This window comes from Desulfurispirillum indicum S5, from assembly GCF_000177635.2.
GTDB classification, from domain to species: domain Bacteria; phylum Chrysiogenota; class Chrysiogenetes; order Chrysiogenales; family Chrysiogenaceae; genus Desulfurispirillum; species Desulfurispirillum indicum.
Genome location: NC_014836.1, coordinates 2486752 through 2513708 on the forward strand (window position 1 = coordinate 2486752; position 26957 = coordinate 2513708).

Below are 26957 nucleotides of genomic sequence, written 5' to 3' on the forward strand. Positions count from 1 at the left end.
TTTTGCGTTGAGGGGTGTTATGGGGTGAAGGTGTCGGTTACCAGCTCAAACTCCATGGATTCCTTGTTGTAGCTGAAGACTTCACCGGTTTCGATAATATAATACCAGCCGAGAATACTCAGCTTCCCTTCCTGATAACGCTCCTTGATATAGGGGTAAGAGAGCAGATTTTTCATCTGCTGCACCACGTTCATCTGCTCCGTCATCCATTCGCGCTTTTGCGCATCGGCATCGGGGTACTCTCGCAGAATTTTTTCCTTCACTCCGTGTGATATTTCCAGCCATTTCTTGACATGGGGTACGGCGTTCAGTGTCTCCTCGGGGGCGAAAAGGGCGTTGCAGCCGCCACAATTGGAGTGTCCGCAGACGACGATATTTTCAACATTGAGCGCTTTTACCGCGTATTCAATGGCCGAAAGCGTGGCGACATAGTCGTTGGTATCGCGATATGGCGGCACGATATTGGCCACATTGCGTATGACGAAAAGCTCTCCAGGCAGTGTCTGAGTGATGAGATTCGGTACGACCCGTGAGTCTGAACAGCCGATAAAAAGGGTGTGAGGGCTTTGGGACTGGCCAAGTTCTTTGAAAAGATCCTTGTGGCTCTGGTAGTCGCTTTCGCGGAAGCGGACTATCCCCTGGTAGAGGCGTTCCATGCAGTGTGCTCCTTTATTAATGGTGAACTTTATCTTGTCATGTTTTCGAGATGATCAGCGTGGGGATATTCTGAGTTTGAATCTTGAGAAAAATCGCACAAACAACGTTCTGTTGTCAAGAAAATGTAACAGAGTAGCGGTAAAATGTTTTCTTTGCGCTAAATCGTTGTTAGGGAAAATGTTAGCCAAACAACACTGCGCTTTGTAACTCCATATACGGTATTGTATTGTCTTGCGGTGTCCGGCGTCAACAACCAATGTTTTATGAATTGTATACAGTGTACAATCTTTATAAACAAAAGGCTTACGAAAAAAGTCGCTTGACATGTGAACGGGTTGGCACTATAAGCAGGAACGAGGATAGAACGTCATATCATTTTGGCGACAATGATCGGAAAACCTGGAGGTGCCTGTCGAGGCGGTTACCAGGGAAGGGGATCTCGCTCTATTGGTAGCAGATGTTCTTTCATAAGGGAGTGGGATATCGTTAACGGTGTTTTATTTGTGTCGCCAGGATGTCAGTGGCGCGTCAATGTGACACCTTGGAACAATTCGCAGGGGGTGCAGAAGGGAAAGCAGCTCAAGATCGTTCTGGGGATAGTGCCGCAACGGCAGGTGGTCCCTGCAGAAATAACGCTACTGTTTAGGGAGGTGACATCATGGCCAAGACCTCAGGCCACCCTATAGGTTTTGCCACTGCTCCTTGACGCGGCGAGTCCGTGAAGGGTTATTGTGGACAGGGAGCGTATCTCTGGGAAATTTCGAGGTGCATCGCATCTCCATTGAGGTTTGAAAGGTCGTTGAACGCTTTTTTAAGAAAAGGAAGGTGGGAATATGAGTGAAAAAGACACTGAATTGACCCCGCAAAATTACTGGAAAGAAAATGTACGCTTGCTGTCCATACTTCTGGTGATCTGGTTCGTGGTCTCTTATGGATTCGGTATTCTGCTGGTGGATGTGCTCAATAACATTCGTCTCTTCGGCTTTCAGCTTGGCTTCTGGTTTGCCCAGCAGGGATCAATTTACGTGTTCCTGGCATTGATTATCATCTATGTGCGTGGCATGGCCAAACTGGACGAGAAGTACAATGTCGGTGAAGACAAGCCTGTAAAAGCAGCGAAGAAATAAGGGGGGACGTATGGATTTACAACTTATGATATACCTCTTTGTCGGGGGTACCTTCGCGATTTATATCGGTATTGCCATCTGGGCAAAGGCCGGTTCGACAAAGGATTTCTATGTGGCTGGTGGCGGTGTTCCGCCTGTGATGAACGGCATGGCGACTGCGGCTGACTGGATGTCGGCGGCGTCCTTTATCTCCATGGCGGGCCTGATTGCCTTCCTGGGTTATGACGGCTCCATGTACCTGATGGGCTGGACTGGCGGTTACGTCCTGCTGGCGATGCTGCTGGCTCCTTACCTTCGCAAGTTCGGAAAGTTTACGGTTCCCGATTTTGTCGGTGATCGCTACTATTCCGATACGGCTCGTATTGTAGCGGCCATTTGTACCATCTTTATTTCCTTTACCTATGTTGCCGGCCAGATGCGCGGTGTTGGTATCGTCTTCTCCCGCTTCCTGCAGGTGGACGTGAACAGCGGCGTTATCATTGGTATGGTTATCGTCTTCATCTACGCCGTACTTGGCGGCATGAAGGGTATCACCTACACCCAGGTTGCCCAGTATTGCGTGCTGATCACGGCCTATCTGGTGCCTGCGATTTTCCTCTCCATTATGACCACCGGCCACTTCTTCCCCCAGACGGGTATGGGTGCCACGGTTCTTGACCCTGTTACTGGCGCTGACACCGGAGTCTATCTGCTGGATCGACTGGATGGCATGCTGACGGAGCTGGGCTTTGTGGCCTACACCGACGGCACCAAGTCCACCCTTGATCTGTTCTTTATTACCGTAGCCCTGATGGCTGGTACGGCAGGTCTGCCCCACGTTATCGTGCGTTTCTTCACGGTTCCCCGTGTGCATGACGCCCGTATTTCTGCAGGCTGGGCCCTGTTCTTCATCGCCCTGCTCTACACGACTGCCCCTGCGGTAGGTGTGTTTGCCCGTACCAACATCATCGAAACGGTGCATGGTCAGGATTACGCCGAGATGCCCCAGTGGTTCAAAACCTGGGAGCAGACGGGCCTGATTGGCGTTTCCAATCCGACTCCCAATGCCGAAGGGAAGATCATTCTCGATATGTCACGTGGCGCAACGGAGAACTCTGTGCGCGTTGACCGCGACATCATGGTTCTGGCGAACCCTGAAATGAGTCAGCTGCCCAACTGGGTAATTGCTCTGGTTGCAGCTGGTGGTATGGCGGCAGCCCTCTCCACGGCGGCTGGTCTGCTCCTGGTTATTTCGACATCCATTGCCCACGATGTTCTGGGTAAGGTGGTGATGAAAGGCAAGATGTCCGACAAGGGTGAGCTTCTGGCGGCCCGGATAGCAGCGGCGGTGGCCATCTGTGTCGCAGGTCTGCTGGGCATCTATCCGCCGGGCTTTGTGGCCCAGGTGGTGGCTTTCGCCTTCGGACTTGCCTGCGCCTCCTTCTTCCCGGTTATTATCATGGGCGTATTCTCCAAGCGCATGAATAAGGAAGGCGCCATTGCCGGCATGACTGTGGGTCTGAGCTTTACTTTCGTGTACATCGTCTACACCCGCTTTATTAACACCGATCCCTCCATCTGGTGGTTCGGTATCTCTCCCGAGGGTATCGGTACCCTGGGTATGATCTTTAACTTTATCGCGGCCTACGTGGTTTCCAGGATGACATCGCCTCCTCCGGCGCATATCCAGGATCTTATCGAGGACATCCGCGTTCCCAAAGGCGCTGGAGCGGCAACTCACCACTGAGTCCTGCTTCTGTGCGGCCCCCGGTTCTCCGGGGGCTTTTTTTATTTACCGTGCGAGCAAGAAGACGTATGGTATTGGCTTCAGCGTATGACTCTTTTGGTCGCGCACTTTCAATAAAACGAACATGGTGAGTCATGAATTTTTTGAAGAATCTCTATCGATCGGGCAAGCTTCCCCGCTGGCTCATTTTTCTTTCCATTATCATGTTCATTGTCGTGTATCTTTCCTTTCGCGAAACTACGCAGGCCAAGTTCTATAACGGGTGTCTGCAGGGGGATTCCCGTCCGACGCCTGCACAGTGTCAGTGTCTGACGGACTACGTTTTCGAGCACCTTGATGGTATTCAGGTAATTGCGATCATGGAGCCCAAGCGCATCCGGAAGCAGGATGACATGGAGCGGATTCAGCAGGTGCTCAGAGCCGGAACCGAAGCGTGCGGGTGGTGATCTGATGGTGGCTGTTATTCTTTCCGCCCTGCAGTACATTTTCCTTGTTTTTGGCCTGCTGCTGGTGCTGGCGTCGTTCTTCCTGTATCTTCGCCGCACAGGCGACGTGAAGGGTGTTATCATGTTCTGGTCTCCCCGCATGGTGATGCTGAAGCAGGAGTTTGTCATTAACCGTGTTGGCTTCGGGCTGATGTTTGCGGGTGTGGTTCTTCGTATCCTCTATTTTTCCTTTTATCTTTAGCGGGCTGCTGGAGAGGGGAAGGTCTTTTGTGCTGAGATTGTCATGAATTGTGGTGCCGCACGCGTTTTCGCGTGCGGCTCTTTTTTTTTGGGTTGGTGTGGCGTGGTCGGATGGGGCGTGTGATGGTGGTGCTTGTCGGTGCGCCTGGCCTATCTTTTTTTCTTACAATGAGATATTGAGATTGTGCCATATTTTGAGCCATGCAAATGTTAATTGCTACAGCGATGCGTGTTTACAATAGCGCTTTCTTGACTGTGCAACAATGCGCGCTGACTTTTCAGGCCGTTATCTGAGGTTGAAAACTTGATAATGTATGACGACGTTTGTCTGGTTACGATTTTTCAGTTGACAGGCTATGTGTTGTGTGGCAGCATCGGGCCGTTTTGGCTTTCCGGAAACAGATTAGCTGTTGCACGAGCTCTTTCCCGAAAGCCAAACGGGGTTTGCCGACATCGGCAAGCCAATTCAGAGACAAGGAGAGTGTGATGGGACACGGACCGGCGGTCAAGCTTGGCAAGGATAATGCCTCGCCGTACAAAGCAAAGCTCGGAATTAAGATGTTTTGGGTGTATGCCCTTCTGTACCTTGGTTTTGTGGTGATTAACCTGAACTGGCCCTCATTGATGGCGGCCCATGTGCTTGGTATGAATTTTGCGCTGGCCTATGGCCTCGGGCTGATTGTCATCGCCATGGTGATGGCAATGGTCTATAACTACTTCTGCACCAAGGCAGAGCGTGAGATGAACAAGGACGAGAAGGCGGTGGTACGATGATTTACGCACAGTCAAGCCTCGCGGTCGTTCTCTTCTGCCTGTTCGTTGCCCTGGTACTGGGGCTGACCTTCTATCTTGCCCGCAAGACGACTTCGGCTGCCGGTTACTACGCGGCAGGCGGTGGTGTTCACTGGTTCACCAACGGGGTCGCCTTTGCCGGTGACTACCTTTCCGCAGCATCTTTCCTGGGGATTGCCGGTATGATTGCCACGGTTGGCTTTGATGGCTGGATGTACTCCCTGGGGTATCTCGGTGGATGGATTGTCGCTCTTTTCCTGGTGGCAGAACCCCTGAAGCGCCTTGGGAAATTTACCTTTACCGATGCCCTTGATTCAAAATTCAACTCAAAGGCCATTCAGCTGATGGCGGGTATCAGTACTCTGGTGGTATCTGTTTTCTACCTGATTCCGCAGATGGTCGGTGCTGGTACGCTGGTAACACCTCTGCTGGGCCTTCCCCACGCGGCTGGTGTCGTGATTGTTGGTGTTATTGTTACGATTATCGTTGCCTCGGCGGGAATGGCCTCCACCACGATGGTGCAGTTCCTTAAGGGTGTGCTCTTGATCATCTTCTCAACGGTTCTGGTTATCGGACTGCTGGTTCGCGGTCTCTCCACAGAGCCCGATCATGGTGGAACCCGCGAATTCTACAACTTCCAGCAGATGGAAGCAGCGCTGGCTGCCGATGGTTCACTGGTTCTCCCCGCCAACAGTGGCTATGAGGTGGTGGATGGCTGGAAGCAGTCAGTCTATGCACAGAAAGGCTACGCTCGTCTGAAGTCCCAGCGTGATGGCTACGAGACGATCTGGCGTATCGAGGAAACTGCTGCTGGAATCGTGCTCAATGAAGCCATGTATCGCGAAACCCTTGCTGATGGCACTCGTCTGTATAACGGTGCCCCTGCTGAAGAGGGTCGCTTTGTCCCCGTAGGCCAGGCCAAAGAGATTATGATTGATGGCGAAGTCGTCATGCAGACTGGCCCCATCGGTCCATTGGCTTTCCTGACGGCACTGCGCGACAGTACCATTGTCCTGTGGGGCACTGAGCATATGCGTGACGGCGACAATATTATCGTAGTCTACTACCAGAAGCCGACTCCCGGCAACGAGGTGCTGCGTCCCGGTATCCTGCTGCAGGTGGAAAATGCCACCCTGGTTCAGCAGCTGAACTTTATCTCCCTGATGCTGGCGCTGTTCTGCGGTACGGCGGCCCTGCCCCATATCCTGATCCGTTACTACACGGTTCCCAGCCAGGCAGATGCCCGCAAGTCCACCATTGTGGCGATTGGTCTCATCGGTTTCTTCTACATCCTGACCCTCTACCTTGGGCTGGGCGCCATGACCAGTGGTGTGGTAAACATCATGGACAGCAATATGGCGGCGCCGTTACTGTCCCTCTCCTTCGGGGTGGTGCTCTTTGCGATCATCTCGTCCATCGCCTTCGCGACGGTGCTTGGAACGGTGTCTGGCCTGATCGTTGCCTCCTCGGGTGCCTTGGCCCACGATCTGCTTGATAACTTCTTTGGTGTCAAATTTACCGATCAGGGAAAGGTGCGGGCCGGAAAGATTGCCGCGGTTACTGTTGGTATCTTTGCGATCTATCTTGGTATCCTGTTTGAGGGCATGAACGTGAGCTTCCTGGTGGGCTGGGCCTTTGCCATCGCGGCTTCTGCCAACCTGCCGGCCATTGTCATGCTGCTCTTCTGGAAGAAGACCACGGCGTATGGGATTGCGGCATCGGTGGGAACGGGTATTGTTTCCGCTCTCGGCCTCATCCTGCTGTCGCCTGATATGTATACCCGCTATGGCCTGTTGCCCCAGGACGCTCCCATGGTTCTGAACAACCCGGGTATCATCTCCATCCCCCTGAGCTTCCTGGCTCTGGTGGTGGTGTCCCTGATGACCCAGAAGCACAATGAGGGTCTTGCCACTGAAGGTGAAGGCGCGACCAGCTGATCTGCTGAAATAAAAAATACTTTCGGGAAGCATGCGGCAGACTCTGCCGCATGCTTTTTCATTACCGGCAGGGCATATTGGCGCTTGTCAATTTGCAGGACTTGCAGTAGGTTAGCGACGAATTTTTGAAAGAGGAAGGCCCATGAGACGATTTCGTTTTACGGTTTTGGCAATATGCATGCTGTTGCTCTACCTTGCCTGGGGTGACATGCAGATTACCCTGCGCAATGGAGCTCCGGAGACAGTGAGTGCGCGTGATGTCTATCTGGACGGTTATCCCCGTGAATGGCTTGAGCTGAAGGGGGGCTATCTGGATCTGCAGAGGGCTATATCCACTTCGGGAACGGTTGAGCTCGATGCCCTGGTGTTACCGCTTATGCCCGATCGTCGCTATGATGGAGAGATCCGTATTCTGGTGGAGACCCGCGATGAGGAGCTGCTGCACCACTTTGCCCAGTATCACTTCCGCTCCCCAACCCAGGAGCAGAAGCGACGTTACCTTGAGGAGCATCTGGACGCCTTTCATCCCCAGCGCGATATCATCGGACTGGTGGCAACGGGCAGTGCGTCGCAGCGCAACCGCGGGAAAATCCTTGACATTGCGGCCAGTGCCGGGTTGGATATCCATCCTGAAGTGATCTATGTGAGCGAGGGGAACACGCCACCACGGTATCGTGGGTGGTTCTATCTGATAGTCGGTGTCCTGGGCATAGCGCGGGTATTGACAACCTGGAATGCCAGACCGGAGGCGCAACGCTCAGCCTGAGCAAGGGATACTGGCTGTCCGCGTCGCATCTGCGATGAAGCCGGTGGCCGTGCTCTTCGTCTGCAGACACAGGTGCCGGGAGCCGCTCTGTGGAGAGTGGGCTTTTCGGTGCGTGGTTCGGTATTATCCGGCGCTTATCCGTAAAACATCTGGGGTAAATGGCAGTATTTTCCTTTGACAGTGCCTGTGAAACGCTATACTGTAAGAAAATTTTTTTATGGGGTGCTCTTTGTATGCCATACCTGAAGTCTCAGCATCTTTGTGATGTCAATTACGAAATACGGGGCAAAATAGCCCAAAAGTCCGCTGAATTACTGCGATCGGGCCACAATATTATTGAGCTCAATATCGGAAATCCAGCACAGTTCGGGTTTCGTGTGCCTGAAGCCATTAACCAGGCGATAACGCAGAATATTATCCAGGCAGAAGCCTACACGGACTCCAAGGGGATTTTTCCTGCGCGCCAGGCGGTGGTCAATGAAGTACAGCTGCAGGGTATCGCCGATGTGAAAATTGAGCATGTGTTTCTGGGCAATGGGGTCAGTGAGCTGATTCTCCTGGCGATGGAAGCTCTGTTGAATCCTGGGGACGAAGTGCTGATTCCCTCACCGGATTATCCGTTGTGGACAGCTGCTGTGCGCCTTTCTGGCGGCAAGGCGGTTCACTACAACTGTATTGAAGAGAAGGGCTGGATTCCCGACCTTGCGGATATGGAAGCCAAGATAACCTCGCGTACCAAGGCGATTGTCGTCATCAATCCCAATAATCCCACGGGCGCTGTCTATGACCGCGAGACGCTGACGGAAATTGTGGATCTTGCCCGCACCCATAACCTGATCCTCTACAGTGACGAGATTTACAATAAGATTACCTACGACGGGATTGAGCACATTCCCATGGCTTCCCTTTCCACTGATGTTCTGACCGTTACTTTCGGGGGCCTCAGTAAGGTCTACCGCGCAGCGGGCTACCGGGTGGGATGGCTCTACTTCAGTGGCCCGGTGCGGGAAGCTGAAGACTATATTGACGGCATAACACTGCTTGCCAGCATGCGGCTGTGTTCCAACGCCCTTGGGCAGTGGGGCGTGCAGGCGGCACTTGGTGGCATTCAGTCCATCTTCTCCCTGACGGCGCCCGGCGGCCGTCTGTACAATCAGCGCAATGCGGTGTACGAGCGACTCAACGCCATTGACGGTGTGCATTGCGCCAAACCTCTGGGTGCTCTCTATGCCTTTCCTTCATTTGACCTCAGGCGTTTCCGTTTCAAGAATGACGAAGACTTTGTCTACCGCTTTCTCAGTGAACAGCAGGTGCTTCTCGTTCAAGGGAAGGGCTTTAACTACTTCAGTGAGTGTCACTTCCGGGTGGTCTTCCTGCCGCAGGTTGACCTGATCAACGACGCCATGGATCGCCTCGAAGAGTTCCTGCGGGAAAACCAGGCATGATGAAGACCGTAGGGCTGCTGATGGGCGGCACTTCCCGGGAGCGGGAAGTGTCCGTGCAGAGTGGTACCTTTGTCGGCAAGGCTCTTGAGGAGCTTGGCTACGCTGTGCGCATTCTGGATCCGCAGGAGCCTCGGTGGCAGGAGAAGCTGATTGGTGTGGATATGGTGTACAACACCCTCCACGGCCCGGTGGGCGAAGATGGTACTGTGCAGGGATACCTGCAGATGTGTGGAATTCCCTATACGGGAACGGGTGTCCTGGGCAGTGCGGTGTCCATGGATAAGATTGCCGCCAAGCGCATAGCGCTTGCCTGCGGTATTCCCACCCCTGCCTATCTGGTAGTGACTGCAGATATGGCCCATGGGGCCGTGGATATGCTGGCAAAATCCAGCTTCAGTTTTCCCCTGGTGGTGAAGGTTCCCCGGGAAGGTTCCAGTATCGGTGTCTTCATCGTGCATGATGCCGGGGAATTTCAGCGGGCCTTGCAGGAATGTCTCCAGCTTGATAGCCAGGTGATGGTGGAGGAGTATATTCAGGGGTACGAGCTGACCAGTGGTTTTCTTGATGACCTGGCCCTTCCCCTGGTGGGCATTGTTGCGGGCAACGCCTTTTACGACTATGCTGCCAAGTACACCAAGGGTATGACTGTCTATGATGTCCCCGGCAAGGTTGATCCATCAGCGGCCTCTCGCGTAGTGGACTACAGCCGCCGACTCTGCCGTGCCCTTGGCTTGCGTGGGGCCTTCCGCGTTGACTACATGCTCAAAGATGATGTCCCCTATTTCCTGGAAGTCAATACAAACCCTGGAATGACGCAGACCAGTCTCATTCCCAAAGCGGCCGGAGCGGCCGGCATGAGTTTTGCGGACGTGGTTGCAAAGGTTCTGGAAGGTGTCGCAAAGTCTTGAGTGTAAAAAACAACAGCCGTCGACTGCCCGTGGCCGCCACTGTCGCCGTATTTCTCGCTGGTCTGAGCGTCTACTGGTATTACCTTGCCTCTCCCCTTTTTCCCTTGCGTGCTGTCGTGAAGGAAAATCACTATTACGCCCGCGAGGAAAAGATAACAGCACTGTTTACAAATTACCTGGGAAAGGATATCCTTGCCCTGGACATTCAGTCGGTAGCACAGGAGCTTGCAGGATTGCCATGGGTAAAAAGTGTGGCCGTCTTTCGCAAGCTCAATGGTGTTGTCCAAGTGGTTCTTTCAGAGTACCAGCCTGGGTACATACTGAAAACTCCTCAGGCAAAACGTTTCTACATCTCCGCTGACGGTTATGTCATGGAGGAGGTACACGGGGCCATGGATCGCAAGCTTGAGTACCATGGCATTCATCTGCCTGAGATTTTTACCGCTGAGTCAGGTGTTGCCCCTGGCGACTTTATATGGCAGACGCCACTGCTGTACTCGCTGGCGCAGAGTGTGCCGGAGGACTTCCTGCTGGATTTTTCCATCCGCCTCGAAAGCGGGGGGATTGTCCTGGTCAAGGGCAACATGGAAGTGTTCCTGGGCGAAGACAAATATCCGCGGAAAGCTGACGCGCTGGCAAGTGTGCTGGGTCAGCCATTTTCGTTTTATCTTGACTACAGGGTCCATATAGATGACAACGCTGTGTATATCAGGGAGAGCTTGGGGAACTAATGTCAAAAGAAAGCGCTGAACAGAAAAACATTATCGTCGGACTCGATATCGGTACCACGAAAGTCTGTGTGGTTGTCGGTCAGGTCAAAAGTGATGGTTCCATCAATGTCATCGGTATCGGCAAGGCTGAGTCGCGGGGCATCCGCAAAGGAATAGTGGTCAATATCGACCAGACCGTGGATGCCATACGCAAGGCCGTCAACGAAGCGCAGCTCATGGCAGGTGTTCCCATCCGTGACGTGTATGTCAGTATTGCCGGCGCCCATACCAAGGGCCAGAATTCCCGCGGTGTTATCGCCATAAAAAACAAGGAAGTCAGCCTCGAAGATATCGACCGCGTGATCGAGTCTGCCCGGGCCGTGGATATATCACTGGATCGTCAGATAGTACATGTGCTTCCCCAGGAATACGTTGTCGATGGTCAGGACTCCATCAAGGATCCCCTGGGCATGAGTGGTGTGCGCCTGGAGATAGAGGTACATATTGTTACCGCCTCTAAAACCTCTGTCGAAAATATAGTCAAGAGCTGCAACCGCGCCGGACTGAATATCTCTTCGCTGGTGCTGAGCCAGCTGGCCACCTCCCATGCCGTTCTCGCCCATGATGAACGGGATCTCGGGGTCGCCGTAGTTGATATCGGCGGCGGAACCACGGACGTGGCCATCGTCATTGAAGGCAGCCCCTGGCACACCTGCAGCATCCCGTTCGGTGGTGTCAACATCACCAATGATATCGCTATTGCCCTTAAGACTCCCTTCAAGGAAGCGGAGAGGATCAAGCTCGACTACGGCAGCGCCCAGGTGCGTCCCCAGGATGAGAACAGCATTGTGGAAGTTCCGGGTGTTGGTGGACGTGATCCCAAGCGGCTCTCCCGCTATGTGCTGAGCCAGATTATCAACCCGCGCGTGGTGGAAATCATGGGCTGGGTGCGCAAGGAACTCGTGAGCGCAGGCCTTGAGGAGCGTATAACCAGTGGTATTGTCCTGACCGGCGGGACCAGCCAGATGGAAGGTATTGGCACCGAGACGGCCAAGGTCTTTGGAACCGAGGTGCGTAAGGGAATTCCCAGCAGAATTGGTGGCCTGGTGGACATAGCCAGTGCGCCGGAGTATTCAACTGCTGTTGGGCTCGTGCTTTATGCTGCTTCGGAAAATCCGTTTCTCTTCCAGGCCGGCGTCGAAATCCACTCAGATGGGCCCCAGGGCTCAGGATCCATGAAAAAAGTTGCACAGAAAGTTCAAAAACTGTTTGGAGAATTCTTTTAAAAATATGCTATATAAAGAAAAGCCATTACGTGACCGGTCAATTCCCACGACCATTTCCGGTCGCTGGTACCGGAAATCATGAACGGTATCATGGTCGCGTTCGTGGCATCAGTAGCCGAGTGTGCTATTGTTGGGACCAGCTCAACGCTATGCGAGGGGGACTAACGTATGTTGGAATTTGAAGAAGATTATATACCCGGTGCGACCATTAAGGTCGTTGGTGTCGGCGGAGCTGGCGGAAATGCTGTCAACAGCATGATCGACGCCTCCCTGGAGGGCGTTGAGTTCATCACCGCCAACACGGATCAGCGCGCCCTTGACATATCCAAAGCACCGGTGAAACTTCAGATAGGATCGAAGCTCACCCGCGGCCTTGGTGCAGGAGCAAATCCCGATGTGGGACGTAAAGCGGCTGAAGAAGACGTGGAACGACTGCGTGAAGCTTTGAGTGGTGCGGATATGGTCTTCGTGACCCTGGGCCTTGGCGGGGGAACCGGTACTGGCGCTTCGCCGGTTATCGCCAAAATCGCCAAGGAAATGGGCGCCCTGACCATTGCGGTGGCCACCATGCCTTTTGCCTTTGAAGGACGTCGCCGTATCCAGGTGGCCCAGAAGGGGTACCTCGAACTGCGGGAGTTCGTCGACAGCATCATCACCATTCCCAATCAAAGCCTTTTTGAAATCTGCGACAAAAGCACCAAACTCACGGAAGCCTACCTCCTGGCGGATGATGTTCTGAAACAGGCCGTTCAGGGCATATCCGACGCCATCAACGTCACCGGTATCGTCAACATCGACTTTGCCGATGTACGCACGGTCATGTCCAACTCTGGCCTGGCTTTAATGGGTACCGGCGAGGCTGAGGGCGAGAATCGGGCTGTCGAGGCTGCCCGCAAGGCCATCACCAGCCCCCTGCTCAAAGACTTCGATATCTCCGGAGCCAAAAATATCCTTCTGAATATCACCGGCGGCATGGAAACCACCCTCCATGAAATCGAAGCTGTCACCAAAGTGGTTTCAGAGGCCGCCAAAGGGGAAGCGGAAATTATCTACGGGAACGTCATTAACCCGGACATGCAGAATCGCATGAAGGTTACTGTTATCGCTACCAGCTTCCGCAATGACAAGTCCCAGGTGGCCGGAATCCCTTCGGAGGCCCAGCGTAAAGGTACTACAACAGGCATGGAAAGCGGCTTGCGCAAGGCACCCGAGTCCGTGTCATCATCCCATGAGGGGGTTGCCAGTGCCGCTCAGGTGCGCGCGCCAGAGAGCTCCAGAGGCTCTTCCCATGCGGCTATGGCGGCGCTGGAGCGCGAGCTGAAAAGCGATGATGAGGATATGATCATTGAGGAGATACCGGCAAAAAGTGCAGGAACCGGGCCGGCGGCCCCAGCAGCACGCAGTGCCGTGAACCCTGAGTTTATTTCCATCAAGAAGATTCGCGAAAACCAGAGCGCCGATGTGCAGAAAATCCATCAGATTCTCGGCGGCAATGACGAGACCGATTACTTTGATATTCCGGCGTTTTTGCGCAATCAGGCTGATTAAAAGACGGCAAATACCTGAAAAAGCCGGACACACGAAAGTGTGTCCGGCTTTTTTTCTTTGGTATATGGCCTCAAAGGTTCTCCCAGCGGCAGTATATCCCACAGGGCAGGGTTTTGCCATCGCTGACCACGGGCAGGCCGATTTCGCCGCAGGTGATGGCGCCACGGCGTTTCCCGAGAATATCCTGCAGCATATTGGCGAGAACCGTTGGGGAGATGCCGGTGGTGTAGGAATTAATCAGCAGGAAGCGCGCGTTGGGGGCCAGGGCAGCTGCGCACAGTTCCAGCAGTTCCCAGAGGTGCTTTTCCAGTTTCCAGGTTTCGCCGCTCTTGCCCCGTCCGTAGGATGGTGGATCCATGATGATGGCGTCGTAGGTGCTTCCACGTCGGATCTCCCGCTGCACAAACTTGATGCAGTCATCCACAATGTAGCGGATCGGCGCTTCCTGCAGGCCGTTCAGGCTGGCATTCTCCCGACACCACTGTACCATTCCCTTGGCGGCATCCACATGGCATACTGCGGCGCCAGATTTGGCTGCCACAATACTGGCCGCACCGGTATAGCCGAAGAGGTTGAGCAGGGAAAAGGGGCGCTGCGACTGACGGATGATGGGGCCAAACCAGCTCCAGTTTGCCGCCTGTTCGGGGAAAAGGCCGGTGTGCTTGAAGTCGGTAGGCCGGACGCGGAAGCGGTAGTCCTGGTAGCGAATCTCCCAGGATGCCGGCAGCTTTCGGGTAAATTCCCACGTGCCACCACCGCTGGCACTGCGATGGTACCACCCATCGTAGGTGCTCCACTGACCACCCTGAGTGCCCTGCCACAGTACCTGGGGATCGGGGCGCACCAGGCGCACATCCCCCCACTTCTCATATTTCATGCCATTGCCACAGTCAAGGAGCTGGTAATCTTCCCAGTCTGTGGCCTGCAGCAAGGGGCGATGGTGAACGGGCAGGGGGTTCATCATGGTGTCTCCGATGGGGTGATGACTGCTCCGCGAAACCGTTTGGCCTCGTCAAAAAGCGGTTTTTCCAGGGTATCTCCAAAGAGGCTGGCAAGGGATTGGTGTTGGTCGTAGCCTGCTTCAAGCAGCATGCGTCCTCCAGGATTGAGGTGGTGTCGAAAGCCTCTGGCCAAAGCGCGGTAGAAGTCCAGTCCATCCCGGCCGCCGTCTAGGGCATGGAGGGGTTCGTGGCGCACTTCGTCTTCACGCTCAGACAGATGGGCCTGGTCAAGGTATGGGGGGTTGCACAGGATGAGATCAAAGGTGCCCCTAATGGCGCCAAAGAGGTCTGAAGGAAGAACATGCCAGGCACCTGCGCCAAGGTGACGGCTGGCGTTGCGCTGGGCGTACTCCAGAGCAGCGGGGTCTATATCTGCCAGGGTGAGCTGACAGGGTTTGCCAGCCATATGGGCCACGGTGATGCCCAGGACACCGCTGCCACAGCATAGGTCGAGAATGGCTGGCTGTTGCGGTGCGCAAGGCAGGCGTAGACGGGCCACGGCTTCCATGGCAATGGTTTCCGTGTCAAAGCGTGGAATCAGCACTCCGGGGCCCACCTGAAAGTCCAGCCCCAGGAAGTTCTGTTCGCCGGTAATATAGGCCAGGGGTTCGCCACCGGTGCGGCGCTGCAGCAAGTGCTTGAAGCTCTGCAGCTCTTCTGGGGTGCAGGGCCGGTCAAAGTGCAGGTAAATATCGAGGCGCCTCTGGTAGTCACAGACTTTTGCCAGCAGTGTTTCCGCACTGTAGCGCGCCGCATTCACCCCTTTTTTTTCCAGGTACGTCGTACTCCACAGCAGCAGGCGCTGCAGGGTCCAGATCTCAGGTGTTTCCACTGAGTTCACCGGCGCGGGCGCTCTTGGTCAGGGTGTCAATGACCTCATCCAGGTCACCTTCGAGAACCTGTTCCAGTCGGTGGAGGGTCAGGTTTACCCGGTGGTCGGTCACGCGTCCCTGGGGGAAATTATAGGTGCGGATGCGCTCGCTGCGGTCACCGGATCCCACCTGCAGCTTGCGATCCTGGCTGCGCTGGGAGTCGGACTGCTGGACGGCATGGTCCAGCAGACGCGAACGCAGAATACTGAGTGCTTTCTCCTTGTTTTTGTGCTGCGAGCGCCCCTCCTGGCAGGCAACGGATACGCCGGTAGGGATATGGGTGACCCGCACGGCAGAGTCCGTCGTGTTGACGTGCTGCCCACCTGCACCGCTGGAGCGATAGACATCGATGCGCAGGTCGGCGGGGTTGATATCGATATCCACCTCTTCTGCTTCCGGCAGCACGGCCACCGTGACCGCTGAAGTGTGAATGCGTCCACTGGATTCGGTCTGGGGAACCCGCTGAACCCTGTGGGTGCCGGACTCGAATTTCAGGCGCGAATAGACGTTACGGCCTTCAATCATGGAGATGATCTCGCGGAAACCGCCATTGCCCGTTTCATTGACACTGAGCACTTCCACTTTCCAGCCACGCTCATCGGCGTAGCGGGAGTACATGCGGAAGAGATCCGTCGCGAACAGGGCAGCCTCCTCGCCGCCGGTTCCGGCGCGTATTTCCAGAATGATGTTCTTGGTGTCGTTGGGGTCCCTTGGCAGCAGCAGTTCGGTCAGGGTGTCTTCGAGCTGCTGTTCCTGGTGGCGCAGGCTCTGGATTTCCTGCTGAATCATTTCGCGCAGTTCACGATCCTTTTCACTGGTGAGCATCTCCTGATTATCTGCCAGTTCACGACGCACGGTTTTGAACTGCTGGAAGGCTTCCACCACTTCGCGCAGCTCGCTCAGTTCCCGGGTTGCCTGTTGCAGTCGTTGGGTATCCGCCGTGGCGCCAGGGTGGGAAAGCTCGGCGCTGAGCAGTTCATAGCGATCTTCAATATCCTGAAGTTTTTCGAGCATGGTCTTCTTTCCGTAAAAAGTATATTCAGATCAGTGGATCGGTTGCCTGTTGAAGATGGCGGCATGCTCGACCATGAGACAGCGATCCATCACGACAGCAAGTCCGGCGGTACAAGCTGCTGTGGCGGCCTCCCGATGCTCAATGCCCTTTTGCATCCAGATCGCCTTGGCGTGGCAGGTGATGGCCTGTTCAACCGTGGGGGGGACGTTTTCCGAACGCTGAAAAATATCAACCAGGTCAATGGGTTCCGGTACCTGCGCCAGGGAGCCATAGCAGTGCTCCCCCAGCAGCAGCTGGCCTTCGTAGACCGGGTTGACGGGGATGACGCGGTATCCCTCCCGCTGCAGGTAGCGGCTGACGAAGTTGGAGGCCCGATCCTCCTTGGGCGAGAGCCCTACGACGGCGATGGTTCGGGTTGTTTCCAGGAGGCGTTTCATATCGGCACGGTGTTCCAGTATCATGGTGTGTTCCTTGGAGAAGTTTGCAGAGTGCGTTGAAAGTTTTCCAGAATCGATTGCTGCTTTTGCGGTGGAAGGTGCACAAACCACTGAACCGTCTTCTCCAGACCATCGGCAAGGGATGTCCGGGCACTGTAGCCAAGCTCTGCAGCGGCCAGTGCCGTGTGCGCCAGCCCATGGTGCATGTCGCCGGGTCGCTGCGGCAGGTGGCGGGGGGGGATATCCGCGTTCAGGCCACGTCGCTTCAGAATGGTCTGCAGTTCTTCACAGATTTCATTTACCGAAAAGCGTTGTCCGGAGCCGACATTATACTCTCCGGCGGGAATGTCGCGGTGGAGGGCGGCGGTGAGAGCGCTGACGGCATCATTGACGTAGACAAAGTCACAACTCTGATTGCCATTGCCGAAAATGATGGGCTCCTGAGCCTGGGAGAGGTGCGCGATAAGGGATGTCACCAGCGCCGGGCCCTGCTCACCCCAGATCTGCCCCGGGCCGTAGACATTGAAGAAGCGCAGGCCCACGGTGGGGATATGGTACTGCCGATGCATCAGGCCGGCATAGAGTTCGCAGGTGTACCGGCTGACGCCATAGGGTGTCAGGGGCTTTCCCAGTGAGTTCTCCGCCAGGGGAACCGCAGAACTGTCTCCATATACCTTGTGGGAGGAAGCGTAGACGATTTTACCCACTCCCTGGCGATATGCCGCCCAGAAGAGGTTGAGACTTCCCTGGATATGGATGGCAGCGCTGGGGAAAGGATCTGTGAGGCTGTGGGGGGCGCAGCTCTGCCGGGCCAGGTGCACAATGGCCTGCTGCCCGGAGCAGGCTTGCATGCAGGTTTGGGGGCAGGTCACTGTGCCCTCGATCAGGCGCAGGCGCTGATGGTGGCGGTTCTGCAGGTTTTCCAGCTGCTCGCGGCTGCCGGAAGAGAAGTCATCCAGGACGCTGACGTGCAGATGCTGCTCTTGCTCAAGCAGTGTTTCCAGCAGATGCAGGCCGATAAAACCGGCTCCGCCGCTTACGAGTACCCTCATGGATGTTCCTTGACCTCGGAGATATTTCGACTCAGATTATCCTGTCCGCTGGTGGATTGCAACAGATGGGAGTTCATGGGATATCGCCAAAGCGATGCTGCACTATGCTCAGGGCAGCGACCTGCGCGGTACTGGCTTTGAGTATGCGTGGCCCAAGGCTGACCATCTGTATGCCGCACATGCGGGCTTTTTGCGCTTCCCGCTGACTGATTCCCCCTTCGGGACCGATCATGAGCAGCAGTGGCTGGCCTGTGTCAATGGACAGGGAGGCTATGGGCTCCCGAGCGCCCTCATAGCAGAGGATCTTCTGGCGGGGCAGCCACTGATCGTCACTGAGCAGCTGCTCAAAGGTCGTCAGCGGATCAATGGCTGGCGGGCAGGTACGCAGGTTCTGCTTGCAGGATTCGTTGACGATGCGCTGCATCTTTTCCCGTTTGCGCTGAGCCCTTTTTTCATCGTACTGCACGACGCAGTTCTCCGACACGAAGACGACAATGCGGTGGGCGCCCAGCTCGCAGAACATGCGCACGTTGTCAAAAAAAGCATCGCCTTTGATCGCCGCGCAGGCGATCGTCAGCTGGAGCGATGATTCCGTTTCGTGGGCAATGGGATCGCTCAGGGAGATTGCGGCGCTGTCATCTGCCATGGCGGTGATTCTGCCGCGATATCGCACTTTACCGGTGGAGAGAATATCCACCGGGTCGCCGATATTTTTGCGCAGCACCCGTCGCAGATGGTGGAAGTCCTCGCCTTCAATGCGGCAGGAGTCCTGGCCTATCAGTGCCTGGTCAATCAGGAACGCCATGGCAGCCTAGACCTCGACGCACAGGGCGCACCAGTCTCCGCGATAGGTGCTGGCTGCATGCCTGAAGCCGTGCAGGTTCAAGGCCGTACGCACATCGGCTTCCCGCTCTCGCAGGATGCCTGAGAGGATGAGGTACTCGCCGGCCAGTCGCCGGTAGTGGGGCATGATCTCGATATGCACCCCGGCAATAATATTGGCAATGACAATATCATGTACCTGGCTGATGTGCTCTGCCGTGGTCGTGCGGAAATCGATGCCTTCCACCTGGTTCAGGGCGGCATTTTCCCGACAGATGGGCTCACAGAGGGGGTCGTTGTCAAAGGCCAGCACAGGGTTTGCCCCCATTTTGCGGGCGCCGATGGCAAGAATGCCGGAGCCGGTTCCCACATCAAGGACGCTTTTGCCCGCCAGGGGCAGGCGGGCGAGGGCCTCGAGGCAGAGGATGGTGGTCGGGTGCTGGCCGGTGCCGAAGGCCATGCCGGGGTCAATGAGGATAACCGCCATGTAAGGCGCGGTCTCCTGGGGGCTCAGGGGCTCCCAGGCTGGCTGGATGCGTATGGAGCCTTCGGCCACCTCAAGGGGCTGAAAGTAGGCCTTCCAGCTGTTTTCCCAGTCCTGGGGTTCAATGACACGGGTGCAAAAACCTGCGGCCGCGCTCTGCAGATAGCGCTCAATGGCCTGGCGTCGGCCTGCGTACTCCTGGGGATCGAAATAGGCCTTGAGGCTGAGGGTCGGCTGCTCTTCACGCTCAACCTCTTCGAGCTCCTTGCTGAGGAATGCCTGGCAGCCGAAGAGTATCAGTTGGGTTTCAATGGCTTCGTGGCAGGAGCGTTCATAGGTGATGGTGAGTTCAATGGAGTTGCTCATGGATAGTGCCGCCGCAGGTGGGGGAATTCTTCCTGGTAGAGCAGTGGTTCGTGCGGTACAAGTGCCTCGGGGAAAATATCTTCCGGCAGATTAATGAAGAGTGTTTCGGGTGTGGCGCGGTAGACCGGCGAGGTTCTTTCCAGCACACGGAAGCCGCCACGGGCAACTTCGACCATGGCGGGACGTTTGACAAAGCGCTGTTCTTCATCGCGGAACATGACTCCGGTTACGCCGAGGAAGCAGGCTTCGTTGGCTTTGCTGACGCCGTAGAGCAGGAGCAGATGTCCGAGGGTGGCTGCGTCATAGCCCTGGGCCGAAAGCCAGGAAGGCTGGTCGGAGTGGCTGTACTCCTGCAGGGAGCGGCGGAAAATGACATCGGAGATCCAGCGGTTATCGGATATGTACAGGGTAGGGAATCTGGCGCCATGGATGTGGGGCGCGGCTTCATAGATCTTCTGGTCGTGCCAGTAGCTGGTGCCATAGACTTTCAGGTGATCCATGTCAAAGTTGAAGAAGGGAAACAGTGGTGCCACGACGATGGCATCCAGGAAGTCCATGGGCAGGAAGACCCCGTCAAAGTCGGTGGTGTAGGTGGCAAATTTTTCCCGGGTCTGGTGCTCCACCAGCTCTCCCAGGAACTCGCGGATAACACGTGACTGGTTGTTGAGCTGTTTGGAGTAGATCCTCTCGCGGAACAGTGTCAGGTAGCGGCTGTATTGTGCCTGCTGCTTGATGGCGTTGGCATATTCGGCGGTCATGGGTTCGCCGGGCCGGAAGACGATATAGCGGAAGATGCCATCGTCCTCCATCTGCTTGATAACAGCGCTGACTTCATCGCGTACGCTCAGGCCGGTGGAGTACTCGGCAGGCTGCTGAGGATTGTGGGCAATGGTGGGTGTGATGAACACCTTGCGCTGGCCGAACCGCGCGCGCATCTTTTCCAGCAGTGAAGGCTGCAGGGGGCCGATGACAACAGCGTAGGGCCGCAGGCTGTCCAGGAGCTCCTCTTCTTCCATGGAAGCGGAGTTATAGACGATCAGGGAAAAGCCCCGCTCATGGGCGCTGGCGGTAATTCCCCTGAGAATTTCACGGGATGCGGAGAAGTATGCTGGCGAAAAGTCCAGCACCACTGCCAGGGAGCGGAAGCTGTCATGGTAGGCTTCAATGGCGCGGCCTGGATCCATCTCCATGTCCTGCTGGAGAGAAAAGGGCATGGCGTAGCCCTGCAGGCTGTCCCAGAGGTAGCGATCGTCAACAGCAGCGCGATGGCGCGGGTGTCGTTGACCCTGGATGGTCTGGTCGTCTGTATCGCCAAACGTGGTGCTGATACCCTCAAAGGTGGATTTGGCAGGTCCGGCGCAACCGCTGAGCATGAGCAGGGCCGCAATGGTGAGAAGCGTAATGAGTCGCAAGGCTGGCATGGCAGTATGTCCTGGGGGTACGAGTTTTTTCGGATTATACACATGAACACCTTGATTCTCAACGCATCATCAGGGTATTTTTGTCGGGCATCCTGAGGAGGTGTTTTTCATGAAACTTTTTACGGTACAACCGAATAACATTGACAGCCGTCAGATTGCCGCTGCAGTGGAAATCATGCGCAACGGCGGCCTGGTCGCCTATCCCACCGATAGCGCCTATGGCATTGGCTGTGATATTCTCAATAAAGATGCCATCGCCCGCGTGCGGCGCATCAAACAGATGCATGACGCCAAGCCGTTGACCTTCATCTGCAGCTCCCTCTCCCACGCTTCCCAGTACGCGATAATTTCCGACTACGCCTATCGCACCATGAAGCACCTGATTCCCGGCCCCTACACCTTTTTGCTTGATGCCACCAAGCTCACGCCCAAAGCGGTGCAGAACCCCAAGCGCAAGCGGTGCGGCATCCGTATTCCCGCCAATGACATCTGCATGGCACTGGTGGAGGAGCTGGGCCGGCCGATTATCTCTACTACCGCCAAGGTAGACGGTGAGCCCACCGGTGACCCCTGGCGCATTCACCAGGAGCTTGAAGGGATGCTGGATGCGCTGGTGGATGGCGGCTACAGCGAGCCAACGCAGACCACGGTCCTGCTTTTTGAAAACAACCAGGTGGAGCTGGTGCGCCAGGGAATGGGCGCCGTTGATTTTCTATGAGCCTGCGGGATCGCTATCTCTATGGTGGGGGATTGTGGCACCTGCCGCGCCTGGCCCTGCTGCCCCTGAGCCTGCTCTACCCTCTGATCGGTGCCTGGCGCTATCGCCTGGCCACTCCCCGGCGCTTTCCTTTTTTTACCATCAGCCTCGGCAACCTGGTTGCCGGAGGGACCGGCAAAACGCCCCTGACCATTGTTCTCGCCCGCCTGCTGACTGAACATGGGCTGAAGGTGGGTATTCTCAGCCGCGGTTATGGGGGCTCCTATCGCGAACCCTATCTGGTGGTGACCGAATCGACCCCGTGGCGGGAGTGCGGGGACGAACCGCTGCTCATGGCCCGCAGAACCGCAGCGCAGGTGGTGGTCAGCCGCCAGCGCATTCCCGGGGCTCTTTATCTGCAGCAGCAGGGAGTTGACGTGGTGCTGTTGGATGATGCTTTCAGCAACCATAAGCTGGTGAAGGACTTCGAAATACTTTTACTGGATCATCGGCGTCCTTTGGGGAACGGACTGCCCATTCCCAGCGGTTTGCTGCGGGAGTTTCCCTCCGCCATTGCACGGGCGGACCTGGTCATCCGTACCCGGGTGGAGGAGCATTTTGCCGGCGATGCTCCGGCGGCCCACTATGCCATGAGCTGTTCTGCGGACAGGGCATTTCCCATCAGTGCTTACAGCGCCCTTGGGAATAACCGGGCATTTTTTGAAGGTTTACAGCAGATGGGATACCGGTTGGAGCGAACCCTGGCTCTGCCCGATCATGGCGTGCCGACGGATGATCAGCTGGAGGCGCTCAGCGCGGGTGGGCACCCGCTGGTAACCAGCGAGAAAGACCACCTCAAGCTGTCAACCCACTGGCAGCCCCGCGTGATGCCCGTTGGCCTCGCCCTGAAGCTTCTGAATACAGATGCCCCTCTGGAAAACCTTCTGCAGAGGATCAAACGCCATCAGGAAAGGTGAATTCATGTCCACTCTCCGTCCACGGGCCGGCGTTGTCAGCTATATCAATTCGGTTCCCATGATCCATGGTATCCAGCAGGGCCGGGTCCCCTGCAACTGGGATTTGCACTTTACTACTCCTGCGTGCATCTCTGAGTTGCTGTTCGCAGGGGAAGTGCAGTCGGGCCTGGTTTCCAGCTTTGCCTATACAGGCGCTGGCAGCGAATATGTGGTGCTGCCCGATGTTTCCATCTCCAGCTGCGGCAATGTCCAGAGTGTTTTACTCTTTCACAACAAACCCCTTGGCAGAATTCGTCATATTCACCTTTCCAGTTCCAGCCTGACCAGCAGTAACCTGATGCGTCTGCTGATGCACCTTGAAGGTGTGCCCTGCCAATACACGGCCATTGATGGCGAGGAGCAGTTCGCCCCTGATCAGCAGCCCGAGGCGGTGATGTACATTGGCGATCGCGCCCTGCAGGAGCTGCGTCTGGGGCGCTTCAGTTACGTTTCTGATCTGGCAGCCCTGTGGTACGACAAATTCCACCTGCCCTTTGTCTTTGCCCTGTGGGTGGTGCGCCGGGACTTCGCTGGCGAGCACCCGGCTGCGGTGGGTGAACTCTACCACAGCCTGCAGCAGTCCATGGCTTATGGAAAACAGCACCGGGATGAGATTGCCGCTCTCTGTGGGCAGCGTATCGGCTATAGCCCTGCCGAGTCCCGCGACTATCTGAGTAAAATTCACTATGAGCTGGGCCCTGAGCACCTGAAGGCGCTGAAACTCTTTTATTCACTGCTGGAAATTTTCCAGATCATTCCCGAAGCACCAGTTGTCGAATTTTTTCCGGTACCCGAGCGCTGACAGACAGCTGAAAGCTCCTGGCTGCCATTTCCCGCTCGCTGTGTTATCATGGGCGGACTTCAACTGACGGTGAGAGTTGCCCGATGCCAGACCCGCAAAACACTCTAATGCAAAGCTACTTTGCTCCCGATGGTGCTCTGGCCGAAGTACTCCCCGGCTATGGCTTCCGCCAGGAGCAGTTTCGAATGGTCCGTTGTATTGAGTATTGCCTGGACCGTCAGGAAAGCGCCATCATTGAAGCGGGCACTGGCACGGGCAAGTCGCTGGCCTATCTCATTCCCTCCATCGTCCATGCCCTGCGCTCCAAGGTGCGGATACTGATTTCCACCAATACCATCAATCTGCAGGAGCAGTTGCTGGAGAAAGATCTGCCAGTGGTCCGGGCCCTGGGCCTCGAGTTCAACGCTGCGCTGATCAAAGGCCGCGGCAATTACCTGTGCCAGCGCAAGCTCGATAGCCTTCCGGAACTGGATTCGCCCCTGCTGCTGCCCGACGCAGTAGAGGATGCCTATGAACAACTCTACCACTGGCTGGGGCGAACCCGGGAGGGTTCCCGCAATGACCTGGACTTCGCCCTGCCGCCCTCGGTGTGGGAGGAGGTCTGTTCCGAAGGTGATACCTGTCAGCACGGTCGCTGTGCCTTTTACCGCGACTGTTTCTTCTTCCGCAGCCGGCGCGAAGCCCAGAACGCCCATGTGTTGATCGTGAACCACGCACTGCTGTGCAGTGACCTGGCCCTGCGCGGGCTGGACAATGACTCCTCCGGCATTATTCCGGCCTATGGTGTCGCCATTATCGATGAGGCCCACAACCTGGAGGATGTGGCCAGCTCCCATCTGGGAATGCAGTTCCACTTTCGCGGTTTTCTGAAAAATCTCTCCCGTATCTACTTTCTGCGCGGCAGCCGCGAATCGGGCAAACTCCTGCAGCTGGCCCAGAGTATTGTGCGCCGGGAACTGCCGCCCACCAGCCAGGAGGAGATGCTGGTGCGCCTTGAGGGAGTTCGCCAGCGCATAAGCGGCTTTTATGGCAGTGTACAGGTACGGGCGCAGCGGGTCCTGGATGAGCTGGCCGGGCTCAGCCAGCGCCGCATTCGCAAGGATTCAGATTACCCCCAGGCCCTGCTGGAGTTTGTCTTTCTGTGCACCGAGGAGGGTCGCCTGCTCCTTGATCAGCTGCAATCGGCCATTGGATACGCAAAAATTCTCCTGGAAGGAGATGATCTGCTGCAGGAGCTCAGTGCCTACCGCAGTCGCCTGGAAGGCTCTATCAGTGCCCTGGAGTTTTTCCTGCGCCACGACGATCCCACCCATGTGCGCTGGTTTGACGTGGGGCGTGACAACTTTGCCATGGTCAGCGCTCCCCTGGAAGTAGGGCCGATATTGGCGGAGCTTCTGTTCAGCCGTGTCAAAAGCAGCTTTTTGACCAGTGCCACCCTGGTCGTTGAGAATTCCTTTCAGTACATGCGCCGCAGCCTTGGCTGCCAGCCGCGTTATGAACTGACCCTGCAGAGCCCGTTTAATTATGACGAGAACGCCGTGCTGATCGTGCCCCGCCTGCCGGATTATCAGGATGAAGGACAGCACCAGAGCGCCTTTTCGCATCTGATTCTGGATGTGACCCGCACCATGGGAGGCGGCATATTTGTGCTCTGCACCTCCTACCGGCGCATGAACCAGCTGGCTGCAGTGCTGGAAGGGCCAATGGCAGGGCTGGGCGTCAATCTCTACGTGCAGGGGAGTTTTGCGCGCACGGAGTTGCTGAGGCGGTATCGGGAAAATCAACCGGCAGTGTTACTGGGAGTCTCATCATTCTGGGAGGGTGTGGACGTCAAAGGGGAGGCCCTGCAGTGCGTGATTATTGAGAAGCTCCCCTTCCCCGTTCCCGATACCCCGCTGTTTCAGGCTCGCTGTGAAGCCATAGATCGCGCGGGGGGGCGATCCTTCTGGGATCTTTCAGTGCCCAAGGCGGTTATCCGGTTGAAGCAGGGTTTCGGGCGCCTTATCCGGGACACCAGTGACCGCGGAAGCTGTATACTTTGTGACAACCGGATCGTGAATCGACGTTACGGAACCATTTTTTTACATTCACTTCCATTGAAAAAACATGTATTCTGTGAGGCGGATGAAGTGGCGCGGCATCTGAAATTTTCCATACCCACACTGCCCGAGCACTGAGCCGCGCCAGCGGGCGAATATGTTTGCAAAAGCATGCGAAATCTATTACACGATAGGCTTACACCACTGTTGACGGAGGGTTCCCTTGATATTTGATGCACTGGTTGGGATTTTTTCCCGCGATCTGGCGATTGACCTTGGAACAGCTAACACGCTGGTCTACTGCAACGGCGTAGTGATTAGCGAACCGAGCGTGGTTGCCATAGATGAGAGGACGAAACAGGTTCTGGCCGTCGGGAAGGAAGCCAAGGAGATGCTGGGCAGAACTCCCGGCAGCATTACCGCGATCCGCCCCATGAAAGACGGTGTTATCGCGGACTTCGAAGTCACTGAAGCCATGCTGAAGTACTTTATCCAGAAGGTCCATAACCGCAAGACTCTGGTCAGCCCCCGCATTGTCATCTGTATCCCCAGCGGTATCACCCAGGTGGAAAAACGTGCTGTCAAGGACAGCGCCCGTCAGGCCGGTGCCCGCGAAGTCTATCTGATGGAAGAGCCCATGGCGGCAGCCATCGGCGCCGACCTGCCCATTCAGGACCCCAGTGGCAACCTGATTGTGGATATCGGTGGCGGTACCACTGAAGTGGCGGTTATCTCCCTCTCGGGAATCGTCTATGCCAAGAGCCTGCGTATCGCCGGCGATGAAATGGATGACGCCATCGTCCAGTATATCCGCAAAAAACACAATCTGCTTATCGGTTACCGCACCGCCGAGCAGATCAAGATAGAAATCGGCTCAGCCTTTGACGTCTTCGAAACGCCGCTGACCATGGCGGTCAAGGGCCGTGATCTGGTGACCGGCATACCCAAGCACGTTGAAGTTTCTTCTGACGAAGTCCGCGAAGCCCTCAGCGAGACCATTGCCACCATTGTGGATACCATCAAGGTAACCCTGGAGAAAACACCACCCGAGCTGGCTGCTGATATCGTGGACAAAGGCATTATGCTTGCCGGTGGCGGTTCGCTGATCCGTGGCCTCGACACCATGATTCGCGAAGAGACCAACCTGCCCGTATCCATCGCCGAAGACCCCCTGAAAGCGGTGGTACGCGGTGTCGGCAAGGCACTGGACAATATCGGGCTGCTGAAAGCCATTTCTGTTGACTGATTGCTTCGCCGTGACGCGAAGAGCAGAAGGAAAATGAGGATAAGGAAAAGACGTCGGGCAATCCGGCAGCTTTTCCTTTTTTTCTGGAATACGATAACA

General features: G+C 55.9%; 26 protein-coding genes. 17 read left to right on the plus strand and 9 right to left on the minus strand.

The window, feature by feature from the left end; all coding sequences use genetic code 11:
* Nucleotides 1-17 precede the first annotated feature (17 nt).
* Nucleotides 18-656, minus strand: a complete 639-nt coding sequence (locus SELIN_RS11645; protein ID WP_013506853.1) for a carbonic anhydrase — start codon at nt 654-656, stop codon at nt 18-20.
* A gap of 834 nt (nt 657-1490) precedes the next feature.
* On the opposite strand from SELIN_RS11645, the gene SELIN_RS11650 reads away from it, so the two are divergent.
* From SELIN_RS11650 to ftsZ, 12 genes are all read left to right on the plus strand, one after another.
* A complete protein-coding gene (locus tag SELIN_RS11650) occupies nt 1491-1784 on the plus strand; it encodes a DUF4212 domain-containing protein (RefSeq protein ID WP_013506854.1) in 294 nt (97 codons plus the stop codon).
* Between the two features lie 10 nt (nt 1785-1794).
* Nucleotides 1795-3510 carry a sodium:solute symporter family protein gene (locus SELIN_RS11655; protein ID WP_013506855.1) on the plus strand — a complete coding sequence of 572 codons (1716 nt, stop codon included), beginning with the start codon at nt 1795-1797 and terminating at the stop codon, nt 3508-3510.
* Nucleotides 3511-3644: 134 nt separating this feature from the next.
* Nucleotides 3645-3956, plus strand: a complete 312-nt coding sequence (locus SELIN_RS11660) for a hypothetical protein (RefSeq protein WP_013506856.1) — start codon at nt 3645-3647, stop codon at nt 3954-3956.
* 4 nt (nt 3957-3960) lie between these two features.
* Entirely contained in the window at nt 3961-4197 is a 237-nt protein-coding gene (locus SELIN_RS11665; RefSeq protein WP_013506857.1) for a hypothetical protein, read from the plus strand.
* A gap of 485 nt (nt 4198-4682) precedes the next feature.
* On the plus strand, nt 4683-4970 hold the full coding sequence (locus SELIN_RS11670) for a DUF485 domain-containing protein (RefSeq protein WP_013506858.1): 288 nt from the start codon (nt 4683-4685) through the stop codon (nt 4968-4970).
* The gene (locus tag SELIN_RS11675) at nt 4967-6925 is read left to right on the plus strand and encodes a sodium/solute symporter (protein ID WP_013506859.1); all 1959 of its coding nucleotides are present in this window, start codon (nt 4967-4969) and stop codon (nt 6923-6925) included. The genes SELIN_RS11670 and SELIN_RS11675 overlap by 4 nt, the downstream gene beginning before the upstream one ends.
* Nucleotides 6926-7067: 142 nt before the next feature.
* Entirely contained in the window at nt 7068-7691 is a 624-nt protein-coding gene (locus SELIN_RS11680) for a hypothetical protein (protein ID WP_013506860.1), read from the plus strand.
* A 233-nt stretch (nt 7692-7924) separates the two neighbouring features.
* The gene (locus tag SELIN_RS11685; protein ID WP_013506861.1) at nt 7925-9136 is read left to right on the plus strand and encodes a pyridoxal phosphate-dependent aminotransferase; all 1212 of its coding nucleotides are present in this window, start codon (nt 7925-7927) and stop codon (nt 9134-9136) included.
* A complete protein-coding gene (locus SELIN_RS11690; RefSeq protein WP_013506862.1) occupies nt 9133-10044 on the plus strand; it encodes a D-alanine--D-alanine ligase family protein in 912 nt (303 codons plus the stop codon). Before SELIN_RS11685 ends, SELIN_RS11690 begins: the two co-directional genes overlap by 4 nt.
* Nucleotides 10041-10775: a cell division protein FtsQ/DivIB gene (locus SELIN_RS11695; RefSeq protein ID WP_013506863.1), complete on the plus strand. Its 735-nt coding sequence runs from the start codon at nt 10041-10043 to the stop codon at nt 10773-10775. The genes SELIN_RS11690 and SELIN_RS11695 overlap by 4 nt, the downstream gene beginning before the upstream one ends.
* Nucleotides 10775-12040, plus strand: coding sequence for a cell division protein FtsA (gene ftsA / locus SELIN_RS11700; protein WP_013506864.1), 1266 nt, complete (start codon nt 10775-10777; stop codon nt 12038-12040). The genes SELIN_RS11695 and ftsA overlap by 1 nt, the downstream gene beginning before the upstream one ends.
* A 168-nt stretch (nt 12041-12208) precedes the next feature.
* Nucleotides 12209-13588 carry a cell division protein FtsZ gene (gene ftsZ / locus SELIN_RS11705; protein WP_013506865.1) on the plus strand — a complete coding sequence of 460 codons (1380 nt, stop codon included), beginning with the start codon at nt 12209-12211 and terminating at the stop codon, nt 13586-13588.
* Between the two features lie 70 nt (nt 13589-13658).
* On the opposite strand, the gene SELIN_RS11710 is transcribed toward ftsZ, so the two are convergent.
* The 8 genes from SELIN_RS11710 to SELIN_RS11745 form a co-directional block, all read right to left on the minus strand.
* On the minus strand, nt 13659-14552 hold the full coding sequence (locus SELIN_RS11710) for a class I SAM-dependent methyltransferase (protein WP_013506866.1): 894 nt from the start codon (nt 14550-14552) through the stop codon (nt 13659-13661).
* A complete protein-coding gene (gene prmC / locus SELIN_RS11715) occupies nt 14549-15421 on the minus strand; it encodes a peptide chain release factor N(5)-glutamine methyltransferase (protein ID WP_049871142.1) in 873 nt (290 codons plus the stop codon). The genes SELIN_RS11710 and prmC overlap by 4 nt, the downstream gene beginning before the upstream one ends.
* Nucleotides 15408-16475, minus strand: coding sequence for a peptide chain release factor 1 (gene prfA / locus SELIN_RS11720; RefSeq protein ID WP_013506868.1), 1068 nt, complete (start codon nt 16473-16475; stop codon nt 15408-15410). Before prfA ends, prmC begins: the two co-directional genes overlap by 14 nt.
* A gap of 30 nt (nt 16476-16505) precedes the next feature.
* Entirely contained in the window at nt 16506-16937 is a 432-nt protein-coding gene (locus tag SELIN_RS11725; RefSeq protein WP_013506869.1) for a CoA-binding protein, read from the minus strand.
* On the minus strand, nt 16934-17965 hold the full coding sequence (locus SELIN_RS11730) for an NAD-dependent epimerase/dehydratase family protein (RefSeq protein WP_013506870.1): 1032 nt from the start codon (nt 17963-17965) through the stop codon (nt 16934-16936). The genes SELIN_RS11725 and SELIN_RS11730 overlap by 4 nt, the downstream gene beginning before the upstream one ends.
* Nucleotides 17966-18038: 73 nt before the next feature.
* Entirely contained in the window at nt 18039-18770 is a 732-nt protein-coding gene (locus SELIN_RS11735; protein WP_013506871.1) for an RsmE family RNA methyltransferase, read from the minus strand.
* 6 nt (nt 18771-18776) lie between these two features.
* The gene (locus SELIN_RS11740) at nt 18777-19637 is read right to left on the minus strand and encodes a 50S ribosomal protein L11 methyltransferase (protein ID WP_013506872.1); all 861 of its coding nucleotides are present in this window, start codon (nt 19635-19637) and stop codon (nt 18777-18779) included.
* Nucleotides 19634-21058 carry a type 1 periplasmic-binding domain-containing protein gene (locus tag SELIN_RS11745; protein WP_013506873.1) on the minus strand — a complete coding sequence of 475 codons (1425 nt, stop codon included), beginning with the start codon at nt 21056-21058 and terminating at the stop codon, nt 19634-19636. Before SELIN_RS11745 ends, SELIN_RS11740 begins: the two co-directional genes overlap by 4 nt.
* Nucleotides 21059-21167: 109 nt before the next feature.
* Here SELIN_RS11745 and SELIN_RS11750 point away from each other — a divergent pair, with 109 nt between their 5' ends.
* The 5 genes from SELIN_RS11750 to SELIN_RS11770 all read left to right on the plus strand — a co-directional run bounded on the left by SELIN_RS11750 (nt 21168) and on the right by SELIN_RS11770 (nt 26858).
* A complete protein-coding gene (locus tag SELIN_RS11750) occupies nt 21168-21776 on the plus strand; it encodes an L-threonylcarbamoyladenylate synthase (protein WP_013506874.1) in 609 nt (202 codons plus the stop codon).
* A complete protein-coding gene (lpxK, locus tag SELIN_RS11755; protein ID WP_013506875.1) occupies nt 21773-22732 on the plus strand; it encodes a tetraacyldisaccharide 4'-kinase in 960 nt (319 codons plus the stop codon). The genes SELIN_RS11750 and lpxK overlap by 4 nt, the downstream gene beginning before the upstream one ends.
* 4 nt (nt 22733-22736) lie before the next feature.
* Nucleotides 22737-23573, plus strand: coding sequence for a menaquinone biosynthetic enzyme MqnA/MqnD family protein (locus tag SELIN_RS11760; protein WP_013506876.1), 837 nt, complete (start codon nt 22737-22739; stop codon nt 23571-23573).
* A gap of 107 nt (nt 23574-23680) precedes the next feature.
* Entirely contained in the window at nt 23681-25750 is a 2070-nt protein-coding gene (locus SELIN_RS11765; RefSeq protein ID WP_041726099.1) for an ATP-dependent DNA helicase, read from the plus strand.
* 85 nt (nt 25751-25835) lie between these two features.
* Nucleotides 25836-26858, plus strand: a complete 1023-nt coding sequence (locus tag SELIN_RS11770) for a rod shape-determining protein (RefSeq protein WP_013506878.1) — start codon at nt 25836-25838, stop codon at nt 26856-26858.
* Nucleotides 26859-26957 lie beyond the last annotated feature (99 nt).